A 15,488-nucleotide genomic window follows, 5' to 3' on the forward strand; every position below is an offset into this window, starting at 1 on the left:
CTTGAAAATCAGTTTAATTCCTTATCCAGTTTTAATATAGTTTGCAATAACACATTGGCACCTTTTGCCATATCTGATGCGGAGGTAAACTCTTTGGGAGAATGACTAATGCCACCCGCACTTGGCACAAAAATCATCCCAGTAGGTGCAATGACCGCCATATCCTGAGCATCATGTCCTGCTCCACTGGGCATTTTTTTAGAAGAATATCCTAACGATTCTGTAACGGCTAAAATGGCATTTTGAATCGTTACATCGGTCAATGCCGGGTCTGCAGTGGTATCTAATGGGGTAAAGCTTATAGAAACCTTAGTTTCATCTGCTATTTTTGATGCTTCTGTTTTAATGGCTTCAAATACTTCCTTGATCACTTCACTAGAAAGATCTCTAATTTCTAAACTAGCCACCACCTTACCCGGAATAACATTGGGCGCGCCCGGTGCTGCTGTAATACGACCTACGGTACCTACTTGGTTTCCTTTAAAACCAGTGGTGATTTCATTCACGGCAACAACAAATTTAGCCGCAGCCAATAATGCATCTTGTCGGGCATTCATGGGGGTGGTGCCGGCATGATTGGCAAAGCCCGAAAAGGTAACATCCCACCATTTAATACCTACAATACCTTCTACAATTCCAATATCAGTAGTTTCTTTTTCGAGAATGCCGCCTTGTTCTATATGCAGTTCTAAAAATGCAGCCAAAGCACCTTTTTTTCGTGCAACTTCTGCAATTTTGGTCGTATCACCCCCTAATCGCATAATACCTTCACCGATAGTATATCCCGTACTATTACTCACTTTTAATGCCTTAGCGCTTAAGTGGCCTACGATGGCTCTACTTCCGGTAAGGCCTCCTTCTTCATCCGAGAAAATAATAACCTCTAACGGATGTTCGGTTATGATACGTTGTTGATTTAATACGTCGATGATCTCTAAGGCAGCCATGGATCCTACACAACCGTCGTAGTTGCCCCCATGGGGTACACGGTCTATGTGAGAACCAAAAGCAATGGGCTTTTTACGAGCATCTTTTCCGTCTCGATAACCAATGATATTACCAGCAAAATCTACCTTAACTTCTAATCCTAAATTTTCCATGGTTTCAATGACCCATTTTCTTGCGGCAATATCGGCGTCGCTAAAGGCTACTCTTTCCGTTTCACCATTGGGTTTTTTACCGAATTCGGCCAATGTAAAAATTCGTTTTTCCAATCTATCCGGATCAACTTCCGAACGTAAAGCAGGTTGAAATGCGAGTGCATAGCCACAGAAGAACAGATATGTAATGCGAATAATTCGTTTCATTAGGAGCTTCATTTATGGCACTTAAGGTACTAAAAATAGCCTGAATGGCAACCCCAGAACACTTTTTGTGATCTTATTCTTTAAAAAGAGAATAACGCTCGCTTTTAAATAATTTTTATTTGCCGTTGCAAGGGTTGTGTTGTTGCTATTTTTTATTAATTTTGCAGCCGATTGAAAGAAAAGTGCTTTTTAGTTTAATGGGTCGCGTAGCTCAGCTGGATAGAGCATCTGCCTTCTAAGCAGACGGTCAGAGGTTCGAATCCTCTCGCGATCACCGGTAAAATAAGGGCTTCCGAGAAAGCGGAAGCCTTTTTTGTTATAAAACGGGCAATAGCAATTTCTTTTTTAGTTTCCGAACCACTTGCAGAACCCCAAACTGAGCGATTAGTGCTTTCCGTTTCAATTATCTTTTATTTTGTTCTAATTTTTTTCCCCTTTTAATATCCCTTTGTTAAGTCGATTTATCTACCGATTAAAATTAGAAGAATTACAATTTTGTTGTCTTTTTCCTTAAAATAAGTGCTACAGGTACCGTGAATGTGATCTTTAGCACTTTTACCAGTTTCCTTTCTGATACGGTCTTCAAATTAATTCGGGGACAGTTGTGGTTCTTCTATAGAATAACGGAAAGACAACCAACTGTAAAGAAAACACCTACTGCCCGACTCACCACTTAAAACCACACAACCACATGGGCAAGCTCGTTTTTCTTCTATTCGTATTTGGATCGCTGCATATAAATTTGGCAAATGCCCAGCAGATGGATGGTGCCAAACTTAAAGAAATTATTAAGAACACTTCAGACACTTTGGTTGTCAATGGGAATTCTATTCAATTTATCCTCAAAGAGCGACCCCTAATTTGTATTTACGACGAAAAGGCCAATAGAATGCGCATTATATCGCCCATTGTAGAACGTTCAGATATTGAAGAAGAACAAATTTTGAATGCCTTGGTCGCCAATTTTCACTCTGCGCTAGACGTTAAATATGCGTTAAGTGATGAAATTATCTGGTCCGTTTTTACCCACCCGTTACTAGAACTTACAGAACATCAGGTAACCGATGCTATTTACCAAGTATACGCAGCAAGTGTTACTTTTGGCAGTACGTATACCAGTACTAATCTTGTATTTCCGGGCAATACCAAAAAAGTAGACGAGCTCCCCAAAAAAGAATTGATGGAAAAATTTTAACCGAGTGTGATGCCAATCACACTCCATTTTCCGGTATTTTACCTTTCACGCCTTTAAAAAAGGCCTTGTAAGCTTTAAAGTCCTCAGTACTATTATCGGTGGTGAAAATCGGCTCCGAAATTTTAATCTGCTTCTTTCCAAAATCAAAAGCTACCATCACTATTGGGACTTGGGCTTTTTTAGCGATATAATAAAACCCTGTCTTCCATTGCGTTACTTTCTTTCGGGTACCTTCGGGCGAAAGTGCCAACCTAAAAACTGTTCTTTTTCTGAAAATTTCCGCGGTAGCGGCTACAGTGTCGCTATTTTTACTTCGGTCTATGGGCGTTCCGCCAGTGTACCTAAAAAACCATCCGAAAGGAGCGTTAAAAAGACTCTTTTTTCCAATGTAATGGATCTTTTCTTGCAAAACCGCTCGGATGAGCAACCCCAGAAAAAAATCGATCCAACTGGTATGGGGTACCACAATAACCACACATTTATCAATTTTTGGAAATGTGCCCACCAACTGCCAACCCATCAGTTTAAAATAAATAAAATTGGCTAACGTATGCACGGGTCGTTTTTAGATAAAATAGAGCACGATACCTTTATTGGGCTAAATGTACGATATTGATTTTAATACCACTGTAAAAATGACCCTTTATGAAAAGATTCCCTAGGTCTGCGGTACCCTCATTGCATAACCTCGACACCCCATTTCGTTTTTAAGAACAAAATCAAAAAAAATAAAAATCTTAAATTTTTTGATAAATTGTCCTTAGTTTATTGGGAGTAACAATATTGCGCCAATTTTGTCCCAAGGCGTTCTCCCAAAGCGGTGCCATCCCCAGAGCAACGGATGTTAAAAGATCGAACTCAGCATCGCTTAAATTATGACAAACACCTGTAGGAAGTGCTATTTCATGTTTGTCCATAAAACGGTGGAATAGCGCCACCCCGTCCGGGTAAAATTCGTCTAAATGTTGAAACACCAAACAATTTCCAATACCGTGTTTTGTGCCCAATACATACGACAGTCCATAACTCAGTGCATGAGCTACACCCACCTGCGAATATGCGATACTCATGCCGCCATGCCAAGAAGCCATCATGAGTTTCTCGCGCGAAACCGAAGGCGAAAGGTTGCCCAGGTACACTTCTTTGCACAAATCCAATGCTTTTTCGCCATAACTTTGGCTAAAGGCATTGATATAGGTGCCTTTTAGCGATTCTATACAATGAATAAAACAATCCATTCCGGTATAAAACCATTGGTCTTTGGGCACCCCTTTGGTGAGCTCCGGATCTAGCACCACTTGATCGAAAACGGTATAATCCGAATTGATTCCTAATTTCTTTTCCGGACCCAAAAGTACCGTGGTTCGGGAAACCTCTGCCCCGGTACCACTAATTGTTGGGATGCCTACATGATACACAGAAGGCCTATGCACCAAATCCCAACCCTGATAATCCTGTGCCTTTCCTGCATTATTGAGCATTATCGCAACCGCTTTAGCCAAATCTAAAAGGGTACCCCCGCCAATTCCTATAATTCCGGAGGGTAATTCGTCAAACTCCTCCTTTATTTTTTGCACCAACGCATCTACCTGCGCTGTTTTGGGTTCTTCCAACGCCGAAATAAAAATAATCTGATCGTTATACACCCTTGGAATTCTCGAAATTAGGGCTGTACCTTCAAAAACATCGTCTACTAAAAAGATGCAAGGGGATTCCGAATGTTTTCTTACAGGCCACAAAATAGCGTCTAGCTGATCAAAACTACCCTTACCAAAGACGACCTTAGGTACCATGGGGAAATTCTTGTATACCATTCGTTTCGGTTGCGGCATAGACTGTTGATGTAGTTGTTGATGTAAATTCATAAATTCGATGCTTACAGGTATTTTAAAATATCTGAAATTTTGTTTAACGTAAGATGCCCATTACCTCGACCTTCAGGTGGTACCTCTTCGTGAAGCCATGTGGTATGAAAGGGAATATGAACCGCCTTGGCACCAATATTTATGAGAGGCAACACATCCGATTTTAGCGAATTTCCCAGCATTAAAAACTCTGAAACTTCAATTTCCAAATGGTTCAACAAATTTAAATAGTTTTCTTCCTTTTTATCACTTAAAACCTCTACATGGTAAAAATAAGGTGCAAGACCGGATCGTTCCAGCTTTCGTTCTTGATCTAACAAATCGCCTTTAGTAAGCACAATGAGTCTGTATTTTTTATGCAATGCTTGCAATACCGCTTCTACCCCTTCCAAAAGTTCCACAGGATGAGCGATCATGGCTTTTCCTAGATTCAAAATATTCGATAACGTTGCTTGAGATACCTTATTATTTGAAATCTCCAGTGCCGATTCTATCATAGATAGCATAAAACCCTTAATGCCGTAGCCGTATAGCTCCAAATTTTTAATTTCGGTTTTAAAGAGTTCTTGATCTATTTGATTTTTGGTTTCATACTGTTCTAATAAGGAGGCAAAAGTATCCTCTGCTTCCCTAAAATAGGTTTCGTTTACCCAAAGGGTATCATCGGCATCAAAACCTATTACTTTTATGTTACTAAAATTTATTTCCATACTTTCTTGGCCATTTCCAAATCCTCCGGGGTGTCAATTTCTATACCCAAAACATCGGTTTCTACCATTTTAATTTTTTTTCCATACTCTAAGTACCGTATCGCTTCAATTTTTTCAGTGGCCTCTAAAGGCAGCATGGGCAGCCGTTGAAAATCCATGAGCGCACTTTTTCGAAAGGCATAGATACCTTTATGTTTGTAATACGTAGCATTCCCATCCGTGGCTCTCGGATATGGAATGGGCGAACGGGAGAAGTAAAGTGCAAATTGCTGTTGGTCTACAATGACTTTTACGGTATTGGGATTACTAATTTCTTCCCAGTCCGTGATTCTTACCATTAATGAAGCCAAATCGATGTTCTTTTGCGTATCTTCTTCAAAAACATCCAGCACAGATTTCAGGCTTTTCCGGTCGGTAAAGGGTTCATCTCCCTGGACATTAACGATAATGTCCACATCCATCGGTGCCACTGCTTCTGCAATTCTATCGCTACCGCATTCGTGTTCCTTTAGACTCATAAGTGCCTTTCCGCCTTCCTTAATAATGGTATTGTAAATGAGCTCGCTATCCGTAACCACAAACACCTCATCAAAAAGTCCGGTATTTTGAGTCGCCTCGTAGGTCCGTACAATAACCGGCTTACCGCCCAAGTCCTGCATTAACTTGGCCGGAAATCGGGATGCGGCAAAGCGAGCCGGAATCATAGAAATAATTTTCATTAGCGTCAATAGAGGATTAAAATATTACGTCTTTTTTTGAACCTTTTTATAGATCCATGCCAGTGCAAAAAAAATAAACAAGACCAAGATAGCTGCCAAAACTGGAGCGAAAATGGATGCTGTAGAGACTACTAGGGCGGTACCTGTTTCTACACCGGAAATTATGGGATTTGCCATACCGCCCGTAACTCCGGTAGCCGCTAATCTTCCGGTAGCCGACGCACTTTTTATGGCGGTAGCAGTACCTCCACCGGCAATTATGGCTAAAGACCATGTAACCAAAGGATCCATATTGGTGGCTGTAGCCACCATAATGGCCGTACCGGCTAGGGCTGCCAAGGGCAAGGCTATGGTGTCTAGTATATGATCTACCCATGGTACAAAATAGGCTCCTATTTCTGCCAACATGGCAACGCCTAAGGCCATAACAGCGGGCAAACTTCCTAACCATTGCCACTGTGCATTTAGTGGCCAAAGACCGGCATAGGCTGCTAAACTTAACGCAAATAAGGGCAAAAACACTCTAAACCCCACAGAGGCAGCCAATCCTATACCCAAAAAAATACTGAGAAGCGTATCCCAGGTCATATCTAGTTCTTTAAGCTAAATTACGTTATTCCCCATCAACAAAAAAATCATCTTTAAATCCAATAAGGTACAGTTTTTTTTTCGCCCGGGTAACTGCGGTATAAAGCCATCGGTAATATTCCATATCCGCACCATTAGGCAAATAGGGATGCTCCACGAAAACGGTGTCCCATTGTCCGCCTTGCGATTTGTGGCAGGTGATGGCATACGAAAATTTCACCTGTAAGGCATTAAAATAGGGATTGCTTTTTACGCCCAAAAACTGTTTGTATTTTGATTTTTCGTGGGCGTAATCTTTTAGAACTTCCGTATACAACCTATTTCCATCTTCATAGGAAAGCGAAGGTGTTTCGGCCATTATAGTATCTAGAAGTAATGTCGTTTCAAAAGGCTTCTGACCGGGATAGTCAACCATTTTTACTTTAACCTCGGCAAATTTAAAGCCGTAAAGTTCTTTTATTGCGAAAATTTCTAATAGTTCAATAATATCACCATTAGCAATAAAACCAGCCTCCGAACTGGATTTTAACCAAAAATAGTTGTTCTTCACTACCATCATAAAATCGCCAACCGACAAATCGTTCTCTAAGAATAGAATTCTATTTCGTATATTTTCATTATACAAATTGGCCCGCTTATTAGACCGCACAATGATGGCGGTTTCCTCTTTTCCGTTTTGCGCGTAGGCATCATTTATAGCCTCTTGTATCTCCGTACCGTCCACAAGGCGGACAATATCTGTATAGGAACTCACATAAAATTGAAAAGCATCCGAAAAATGACCGTTGAGTTGTTCCCTTAGCTGTGTGGCATTCCACAAAATACCTGAATCTTCGGTTTGGCGCACCACTTCATTCAATTCTAGATGGATCACTTCTTTATGGTAATGGAGTGCCAATAGTTTTTCATCCAATGCCGGACTTAAGGATACATTTACCGGAGGTAACTGTGCCGTATCGCCAATTAAAATGAGTTTGCATTGATGCCCGGCATACACAAACTGAATTAAATCATCTAACAAAGAACCGTTTTCAAATAATTTCGAATCCGTTGCAGTATCCGGAATCATAGACGCTTCATCTACAATAAAAACCGTATGCCTGTGCTTGTTGGGCGCCAATACAAATTGCACCCCACCACCGCGCTGCGTTTTCGGGAAATAAATCTTTCGGTGAATGGTAAAAGCTGGTGTCTTGGCGTAATTAGACATCACCTTTGCCGCTCTCCCTGTGGGTGCCATGAGCACCGCAGTTTGCTTTGTCTGCCATAAATTCGCCACCAACGTACCTACCAGCGTAGTCTTCCCGGTACCTGCAAATCCTTTGAGCAAGAAGAGGGAATCGGTATTCTTAGCGATTACAAATTGTGCAATTTTCTCTAATGCTACAGCTTGTTGTGCAGTGGTTTGATGCGGAAATTTATCTTGTAAAACTTTAAAGAAAGAGGAGGCAGTGAAAGATTCCATAGGCATTCAAAGATAATCATGATTTTTGCAACAAAACCTTTTGTGATAAAAAAAAAATTGTAGATTTGTCATAACCACTAAATTCAATTAAAACAAATCACATGAAGACCGTTATTCAATTAGTACTTTGGGCCTTGAGCATTTTATTTGCATATCTTATTTACAACTCTGTAAATGCGCCCATAAAATTTAATAATGTAAAGCAAGAACGTTTTGCTAAGGTTGTGGCTTCTTTAAAAGATATTCGCAACGCTCAAGAAGCTTACAAAACCGTAAACGGTAAATTTGCAAGTGATTTTAATGCGTTGGTTAGTTTTATTGATACCGGAAGATATATTATTACGCAACAGCGTGACTCTTCCTATATGGAGTTTGATAAAGCCTATGGTATTGACATGCTTAAGGAAGTAAAGATTATAGACACTTTGGGGTTTGTTTCTGTAAAAGATTCGTTGTTTAAAAAAGACGACAGATACAAGACGATGATGAATGTGCCTTTTGCTCCTAATGGTGAAAAATTTGAAATGAAATCTGCAATCTTGGACAAAGGTGGTTATAAAGCATCTGTTTTTGAAGCTAAGGTTAAGAAAGATGTAGTTCTTTATGACCAACCGAAAGATCTTCTCGTTAAGGAAAATGCCCAAGTAAATGTAGAAGAAGTTAACGGTAGCGAAATTAAAGTTGGTTCCTTGAACGATGTAAGTACAAGTGGCAACTGGCCCCCCATTTATGACAAAAAAGGAGATATTCAATAAAAAGGGAGATTTCCCATCGGATTATCACAAGTTGTCCATTCAAGTTAGCTTGAGTGGACTTTCTTTTTGTGTGCTAGATATCATAGGAAACACCATATTGGCCTCGGAAAATATCAGGTTCGAAAAAGAGTTATCCCCTTATGAGGTTCAGAAGACTTTAAAATCCTTGTTAGAAAAAAACAATATCAAAAAAGTTTCCTTTTCCGAAATTGTAGTGGTGCATCGTAACAATCTCTTTAGTTTAGTACCCAAATCTCTTTTCGACCCAAAAGAACTGGCCAATTATCTAAAATTCAATACCAAAATTTTAGCGAATGACCACTTGGCTTATGATGAGATCGAAAACCACGATATGATGAATGTGTACATCCCTTTCGTCAATATCAATAACTATATATACGACCTCTTTGGCGAATTCGATTTTGTACATAATGGCACTGTACTCATTCAATCATTATTAAACCTACCCGCAACCACCAAAGACACCATTTGTTATGTACATGTGCTGGAGAACCAAATGGATATTACCCTTATTGCGGGAAAAAAACTAGTATTGTATAACAGTCATAATTTTGAGACCAAAGATGACTTTTTGTACTATATTTTGTTTACGCTAGAACAGTTAAAATTGCAGCCCGAAACAACTATCGTAAAACTATTTGGAACTATTGAAGAAGATGATGACATCTACACTTGTTGCTGTGCGTATCTAAAGCAGATTTCTATTTTTATTCCTACCCACACCACCTATCCGCTTGGAAGTGAAGATCAGGACAGTATAGATTTTGCCGTTTTAAATTCTCTTTAATGCGCATTATTTCCGGAACACATAAAGGAAGGCGCATTTTAGCTCCTAAAAAACTTCCCGTACGCCCCACTACCGATATGGCTAAAGAGGCTTTATTCAATATTTTACACAACCGTTTTTATTTTCCCGATCTTCATGTACTCGATCTTTGTGCAGGCACGGGCAATATTAGCTACGAATTTGCATCAAGAGGAGTTTCAAAAATTCTAGCAGTTGATGCTGACCCCGGTTGTGTGGAATTTATTGTAAAAACCTCGGAAGCCCTAGGATTTTCAATAGCGGTAACAAAAAGTGATGTATTTCAGTTTCTTGAAAACACAGAGCAGTCCTTCCACCTCATATTTACCGATCCGCCCTACGATATGGCTTTAGAGGATTTTGAAAAAATAGCTACTCATGTTTTTAACCACAAACTCCTTTTAGAAGACGGATTGTTAGTAATAGAACACTCCAAACACATGAACCTTGCTCATCTACCGCATTTTACACAAAGTAGAAAATACAGTAACAGTGTTTTTAGCTTCTTTGCACACGCCTAAAACTCATTTAGATTCTAAGGGTTATATTTGCAATAGAGTATTCCCTTTTTTAAAAACCTTAAGCTAGTTGCATGAGTTTACCTAAAATATTAATCCCATTGACCGCTTAAATTTTCGTTAATCCAATTAAATTTATTCTGAATTATTTCTTCTTTATTACCAGATAAATAATCTAAGAATGCCGTTGCGACCGGTGAAAGAATTTTGGATTTTAACCAAATTAAATTCCACGTAGTTACAATAGGAAGTCCTTGAATAGGAATAATTCTAAGCTCTTTACTTTTCAAAGCGTTTTTAATGCCAATCAGTGGCATAATAGAACACCCCAAACCAGATATCACTGCTTGCTTTACTGCTTCGTTAGACGTTAGTTCCATTTTCTTATTTACGCTAAAATTATTCTCCTCTATAAATAGTTCCATGGCGTTCCTTGTGGCCGAACCAGGTTCTCGATAAATTAAAGGAAGCTTCTCAAACAAATATCTTTTTGAAACTCTATTGGGTATTTCAAGATCATAACTGCTTACGTAAAATAACTTATTAGGCATTAACTCAACCCCATTTACCTGTAACTTATGTGGAAGTACGGAAACCAAGGCAAAATCTACTTCATTTTGCTCCAAACTACTTACAACTCTGGTTTTGTTGGTAACATCCATATTAAGTTCTATACCATCATGTTGCCTCATAAAATCGGACAAAAAATAGGGCATGACATATTTTCCCGTAGAAACTACTGAAATTTTGAGTCGACCAGAAAGTTTACCTTGATAAGCTATAGTTTGAAAATTAATTTCATGAACCTGATTTATTATTTTCTCGGCAGAAAGTGCTATTTCTTTACCAAAATCTGTAACATAAAGCCTTCTTCCTACTACTTCGGTGAGTGGGATCGGAAACTGATCTTGAAAATTTTTTAACTGAATAGACACTGCCGGTTGGGTTAGATGCAACTCCTCTGAGGCCTTAGTAATACTTTGAAAATCACATATTTTAAGAAATATTTGAAGCTGATGTAAAGTGTAATTCATAAATTTTAATAATGATTATCATTATAAATATAAATAAAAATTAATAATTATTATATATAATCTTTGCATAGTAAAATTTAAAAAAATCGATTAATTATGGAAACGCAAGATGTGATTAAAAAAAACAAAAAAACGATTCAACTGGTGGATGGCACCTTTACTCCTAGTGAGGCCAATGATGTAATTATGGCTTTAATTGATGAAAAAATAAACTTCCATAAAATACAGCGATTGCAAATTTGGGAGGGTAACCATCAAAGCGAAACAAATGGCTTAGACAACAGAATCCAAGAATTGGAGAAAGAAAAACGAACAGCTCGCAGCATTTTTAATGAGGCTAGAGGCCAAGGAGCTAAAATTTTGATAAATGGCACTTTAGAGATAAACTTTTTAGACTAAATAGACTCCTTTAAAATTATGAAAGTGCTTAAAAATTCTAAATCATTCATAGTACACTCATCCTAAATTTAATAAAAAATGCAAAATATAAAAGACATTTTCCCTTCTCTACTCGGTATTGCCTTGATGATCGTGCTAATTGGGCTATTCTATTTTAATAATTCTATATTCTTAGAACAAATTATAGTCAGTTGTTGCATTATTTCCATGCTAGTTACGATTAACTTATTAGGAAAAGTAAATAAACAACGATCTGTATACACCGATAATCAAGAACAATTCAAAAATTAAAACAATGACCACATCGCCAGAAAAACTTGTTAAAAGAATGTTTAGCGATTCAATAGCAACATATGTATCCGGGTTGATCTCGGTTTTACTTTGGCTAGTATTTCTCAGCAACCTCTGTATAATTATTACGTATTTCCCTCAAAATCTAGATTGGCAGTGGAATAATTTTATCAGAATTAATGGATTTACCCTTCTTTTAAGTACAACTATTTCATTTCTTGGTGCCATTATATGTACATACGCCAAATCCTACTTTAAAGATCCGGAACAAAAATCCCGATTTATGATACATTGCCTTGGATTTATTATGGCAGTTCTTTTTTTCATAATTTCCAACCATGTAATTCTATTAGTAATAGGCTGGTTTCTTATGGGACTCCTAATTTCGAAGTTAATTGGTATGGATACGAATTGGGGAGAGGCGAGAGAGTCAAAAAGGGTTGCAGTCCAATATTTTGTAGCTGGAAGCTTCCTATTAACTATTGGTTTACTACTATTGGCCTATTTTAACAATAGTCTGTTTATTAGTGATTTGATGTTGAATATTGATGAAATACCCCAATTTATAAAAGTTACCTCATCACTTTGCATTATTACCGCTGCCCTTGTTCAATCTGCCATCTTTCCGTTTCACAAATGGTTACTTTCTTCAATGACAGCACCTACACCTGCATCCGCTTTAATGCACGCAGGGTTTGTAAATGGTTCCGGAATATTACTTACTATAGTAGCGCCCCTAATTATAGCCTCGAATACTTTAGACATTCTTTTACTTCTGGGTGGTCTTTCGGCAATCTTAGCCCAATTTATAAAACTTATTCAAGTCAACGTTAAACAAAGGTTGGCCTGTTCTACCATTGCACAAATGGGCTTTATGATTATGCAATGTGGTTTAGGGTTTTTCAATGCAGCCATTACGCATTTAATCTTACATAGCTTTTACAAAGCCTCCCTCTTTCTGTCTAATGGAAATGAAATAGAACAACTTAACCCAAAAACCCCGCCACAAATTCATATTAAATGGTATCAAGGAATAATCGTTATTATTTTTAGCCTATTGGGTGCCTATAGCTTCGCTCAACTGACCTACAAAGGCCTGAAATGGGATAGCGGAATTCTTTTAACGCTAATCGCTTCAATAACTGTCGGACAAATCACTTACAACATTGTAAAACAAAGCACATTTAATGTTTGGCAAAAAATAATATTTCCCCCAGTGCTCTTTATGTCAGGAATAGTCATTTATGCGCTCTTTTATAATTTGACGACTCTGACTTTAAAAGGCTTTAATGTTATCGAAGTATCTAAATCAATTTCCACTTTACAAATTGGTTTTGGTCTCATCTTTCTTATTGGCTTTTTTCTAATGAAACTTGGCATATACAGAAAATTACCATGGCTCTATGTAAAACTTCTAAATATTTCACTTCCTCATAAAAAATCTATCTTAATGTATAAAAATAAAATACAATGACGCAAACAAAATTTGAGTTACTCATTGAAGAGGCATCAGAATGTATAGGGTATACCTGGCCCTTATATTCTTTTGTAACTTCCAACCCTTTAAGTGGATATGAAACAAGGTCATTTTATAATGCTTCAGAAAACGCTAAAGATTTATTTAATGCTACCGTTTTTCCAAAAGCACCCGTGTACCGAAATGCACTAGAAAAAGGCCATATTAATAGTTATATACTATGTCAAATCCTAAAACAAAAAGGATATACGAACACCCCCGAATACTATTTAGACCTTATGGAAGCGGAAACTTCCAAACAAGTGAAGAACCCCGATCATGATTTGGATCGTTATTTGGTGAAATGGCTTAGCGCTTTTATGGATGAAGGCTTGGCGGAATGGCAAATGCCTTATAAATCGAAAGGGTTTTACCAAGCTTGGAGAAAACTTGCTCCGTTTGATCAAAGTCTGGGTGCTACAAAGCACACAAAAATCCCTAAAACAAGTGAAGAAGTGCTTGAAGGATTATTAAAAAATATTTCAGATGAGGAAATTATTGAAGTTTTTAAACTTCATCTGTCGGCGCTATCAGGTTGGACGGGTTACATAAAATACAGAAGTAAAAACCTCCCTCAATGGCATAAAAAGGCACCCATTGAATTACAAGATTACCTTGCCGTTCGATTATGGACGAGCAAGAAAATGGGGCTAAATTTTAGAATAAAGCAAGTTGTCGCAAATGACAAATCTCAAGTGACAGAACTTCAATATCTTTGGTTATGCGCATGGGAAAAAAGTTGGCAGAAAGAACTCTTAACAAGCCTTAAAAATTCATCTATCAATGTTCATAAAAAGCAGGCTGATAGGTCCCCGGAAGTCCAAATGGTTTTCTGCATAGATACACGGTCTGAGTTGATTAGGAGGCACGTGGAATCCAAGGGGCCTTACGAGACTTTTGGCTATGCCGGCTTTTTTGGGATTCCAATGGACTATCAAAATCTAAAGACCGGTATTTCGCAAAAATCGTGTCCCCCAATACTAGATTCTTGCTATGCGGTTAATGAAATAGTCAAAAAAGACTATGAGGTTAGAAAGAAGATGTTAGACCGCAAAACTGAGATACATAGCTTTTGGAATTATTTCTTAAAGCGAATGAAAAATATGTTACCCTCTACTTTTGGTTTTGTAGAAGGAGCGGGGTTCTTTTACGCAATCGGCATCCTAATACGAACCCTACTTTACAAAACTTTATATCGCAGGAATAAAAAACAACAAATATCTTTGGAGGAAATTTGTGAACCTTCTATACACATACACAATTCTGAAATTTCTATACCACTTTCAGAAAAGGCGGTCATAGTCAAATCCGCTTTTAAACTTATGGGTTGGAAAAATTTTGCGCCCTTAGTGGTGTTCGTAGGCCACGGTAGCCAATCTGTCAACAATCCTTTTGGTTCTAGCCTAGACTGCGGAGCATGTGCAGCTAGACCCGGAAGGCATAATGCTAGAATGTTGGCAAAATTGGCTAATGAAACAGAAGTAAGACAACTTCTTTCAAAAGAATTTAACATTCCTATTCCAGAAAGTACTTTTTTTGTGGCTGCCGAGCATAATACTACAACAGATGAAATTTTACTGTTTGATTCTTGTACCCCTCTATCTCATAAAACCCAACTGAAAGCACTTCAAGCAATTTTATATAAAGTGCAACTAACGGCCACTCAAGAAAGATTGGGTGTAAAAAACAAAAGTGTGGCACTTGCCGAAAAAAAAGCAAGTAACTGGGGAGAAACTCGACCAGAATGGGGGTTGGCCAAAAATGCAAGCTTTATTATTGCCCCTCGGAAATTAACTCGAAAAATTAATCTAAATAGTCGATCCTTCTTACATTCTTATAATTGGAAAATGGATAATGATGGTAGCGCATTAGAAGCCATAATGCAAGGCCCTATGGTGGTGACCCAATGGATAAACAACCACTATTATTTTTCGACAGTGGATAATGAAAAATTTGGTGGAGGAACTAAAACCACACATAACATAACGGGGAAATTTGGTGTAGTACAAGGTAATGGTGGAGATCTTAAAATGGGGCTTCCTTCTGAATCCTTATACAACAAGTCCGATACTCCTTATCACTTACCCTTACGTTTAACGGTAATCATCCAAGCTCCTACGATACGGGTAAATAAAATTTTAGATAAAAACAATACCTTACATTCTCTTATTGCAAATGAATGGCTACACCTAATCATCATGGATCCTGAGAACAAAACGGAAAGTATTTGGAATCCTTCTCAAAAAGTTATAAAAAAAGACAGAAGTAAAACTTCCTTAGAAGTTCTAACGAACTAGATA

At 38.0% G+C, this 15,488-nt stretch carries 15 protein-coding genes and 1 tRNA gene; 8 read left to right on the plus strand and 8 right to left on the minus strand.

The genetic code is table 11. The features are described 5' to 3' along the window. Positions 1 to 8 precede the first annotated feature (8 nt). Positions 9 to 1,307: a Zn-dependent hydrolase gene (locus U1E44_RS02270; protein WP_322929339.1), complete on the minus strand. Its 1,299-nt coding sequence runs from the start codon at positions 1,305 to 1,307 to the stop codon at positions 9 to 11. Positions 1,308 to 1,507: 200 nt separating this feature from the next. Here U1E44_RS02270 and U1E44_RS02275 point away from each other — a divergent pair. Continuing rightward, positions 1,508 to 1,581 (plus strand) — tRNA-Arg (locus U1E44_RS02275). 417 nt (positions 1,582 to 1,998) lie between these two features. Beyond that, positions 1,999 to 2,502, plus strand: a complete 504-nt coding sequence (locus U1E44_RS02280) for a hypothetical protein (protein ID WP_322929340.1) — start codon at positions 1,999 to 2,001, stop codon at positions 2,500 to 2,502. Positions 2,503 to 2,518: 16 nt separating this feature from the next. On the opposite strand, the gene U1E44_RS02285 is transcribed toward U1E44_RS02280, so the two are convergent. The 6 genes from U1E44_RS02285 to U1E44_RS02310 form a co-directional block, all read right to left on the minus strand. Next, positions 2,519 to 3,058 carry a 1-acyl-sn-glycerol-3-phosphate acyltransferase gene (locus U1E44_RS02285; protein WP_322929341.1) on the minus strand — a complete coding sequence of 180 codons (540 nt, stop codon included), beginning with the start codon at positions 3,056 to 3,058 and terminating at the stop codon, positions 2,519 to 2,521. A gap of 181 nt (positions 3,059 to 3,239) precedes the next feature. Further along, positions 3,240 to 4,316: an iron-containing alcohol dehydrogenase family protein gene (locus U1E44_RS02290; protein WP_323673834.1), complete on the minus strand. Its 1,077-nt coding sequence runs from the start codon at positions 4,314 to 4,316 to the stop codon at positions 3,240 to 3,242. A gap of 62 nt (positions 4,317 to 4,378) precedes the next feature. Beyond that, on the minus strand, positions 4,379 to 5,077 hold the full coding sequence (locus tag U1E44_RS02295) for an HAD family hydrolase (protein ID WP_322929343.1): 699 nt from the start codon (positions 5,075 to 5,077) through the stop codon (positions 4,379 to 4,381). Next, entirely contained in the window at positions 5,068 to 5,796 is a 729-nt protein-coding gene (kdsB, locus tag U1E44_RS02300) for a 3-deoxy-manno-octulosonate cytidylyltransferase (protein WP_322929345.1), read from the minus strand. Before kdsB ends, U1E44_RS02295 begins: the two co-directional genes overlap by 10 nt. 24 nt (positions 5,797 to 5,820) lie before the next feature. Further along, positions 5,821 to 6,384 (minus strand): DUF4126 domain-containing protein, encoded by a 564-nt coding sequence (locus U1E44_RS02305; protein ID WP_322929346.1) that lies wholly within the window; start codon positions 6,382 to 6,384, stop codon positions 5,821 to 5,823. Positions 6,385 to 6,409: 25 nt separating this feature from the next. Continuing rightward, positions 6,410 to 7,849, minus strand: coding sequence for an ATP-dependent DNA helicase (locus U1E44_RS02310; RefSeq protein WP_322929348.1), 1,440 nt, complete (start codon positions 7,847 to 7,849; stop codon positions 6,410 to 6,412). Between the two features lie 101 nt (positions 7,850 to 7,950). On the opposite strand from U1E44_RS02310, the gene U1E44_RS02315 reads away from it, so the two are divergent. Genes U1E44_RS02315 through U1E44_RS02325 form a run of 3 tightly spaced genes read left to right on the plus strand, consistent with a single transcriptional unit; the run spans position 7,951 to position 9,951 of the window. After that, positions 7,951 to 8,604, plus strand: coding sequence for a hypothetical protein (locus tag U1E44_RS02315; RefSeq protein ID WP_322929349.1), 654 nt, complete (start codon positions 7,951 to 7,953; stop codon positions 8,602 to 8,604). Next, on the plus strand, positions 8,579 to 9,412 hold the full coding sequence (locus U1E44_RS02320) for a DUF3822 family protein (RefSeq protein WP_322929350.1): 834 nt from the start codon (positions 8,579 to 8,581) through the stop codon (positions 9,410 to 9,412). The genes U1E44_RS02315 and U1E44_RS02320 overlap by 26 nt, the downstream gene beginning before the upstream one ends. Continuing rightward, on the plus strand, positions 9,412 to 9,951 hold the full coding sequence (locus U1E44_RS02325) for an RsmD family RNA methyltransferase (RefSeq protein WP_322929352.1): 540 nt from the start codon (positions 9,412 to 9,414) through the stop codon (positions 9,949 to 9,951). Before U1E44_RS02320 ends, U1E44_RS02325 begins: the two co-directional genes overlap by 1 nt. 89 nt (positions 9,952 to 10,040) lie before the next feature. Here the strand turns inward: U1E44_RS02325 and U1E44_RS02330 are convergent, their stop codons facing one another. Then, entirely contained in the window at positions 10,041 to 10,982 is a 942-nt protein-coding gene (locus U1E44_RS02330) for a LysR family transcriptional regulator (RefSeq protein WP_322929353.1), read from the minus strand. Between the two features lie 96 nt (positions 10,983 to 11,078). On the opposite strand from U1E44_RS02330, the gene U1E44_RS02335 reads away from it, so the two are divergent. From U1E44_RS02335 to U1E44_RS02345, 3 genes are all read left to right on the plus strand, one after another. Then, on the plus strand, positions 11,079 to 11,381 hold the full coding sequence (locus U1E44_RS02335; protein WP_322929354.1) for a hypothetical protein: 303 nt from the start codon (positions 11,079 to 11,081) through the stop codon (positions 11,379 to 11,381). A 295-nt stretch (positions 11,382 to 11,676) separates the two neighbouring features. Next, on the plus strand, positions 11,677 to 13,146 hold the full coding sequence (locus tag U1E44_RS02340) for a proton-conducting transporter transmembrane domain-containing protein (RefSeq protein ID WP_322929356.1): 1,470 nt from the start codon (positions 11,677 to 11,679) through the stop codon (positions 13,144 to 13,146). Further along, positions 13,143 to 15,485, plus strand: a complete 2,343-nt coding sequence (locus tag U1E44_RS02345; protein ID WP_322929357.1) for a DUF2309 domain-containing protein — start codon at positions 13,143 to 13,145, stop codon at positions 15,483 to 15,485. The genes U1E44_RS02340 and U1E44_RS02345 overlap by 4 nt, the downstream gene beginning before the upstream one ends. Positions 15,486 to 15,488: the final 3 nt, after the last annotated feature.

It is taken from the genome of Aurantibrevibacter litoralis, from assembly GCF_034651555.1.
Lineage (GTDB): Bacteria > Bacteroidota > Bacteroidia > Flavobacteriales > Flavobacteriaceae > Aurantibrevibacter > Aurantibrevibacter litoralis.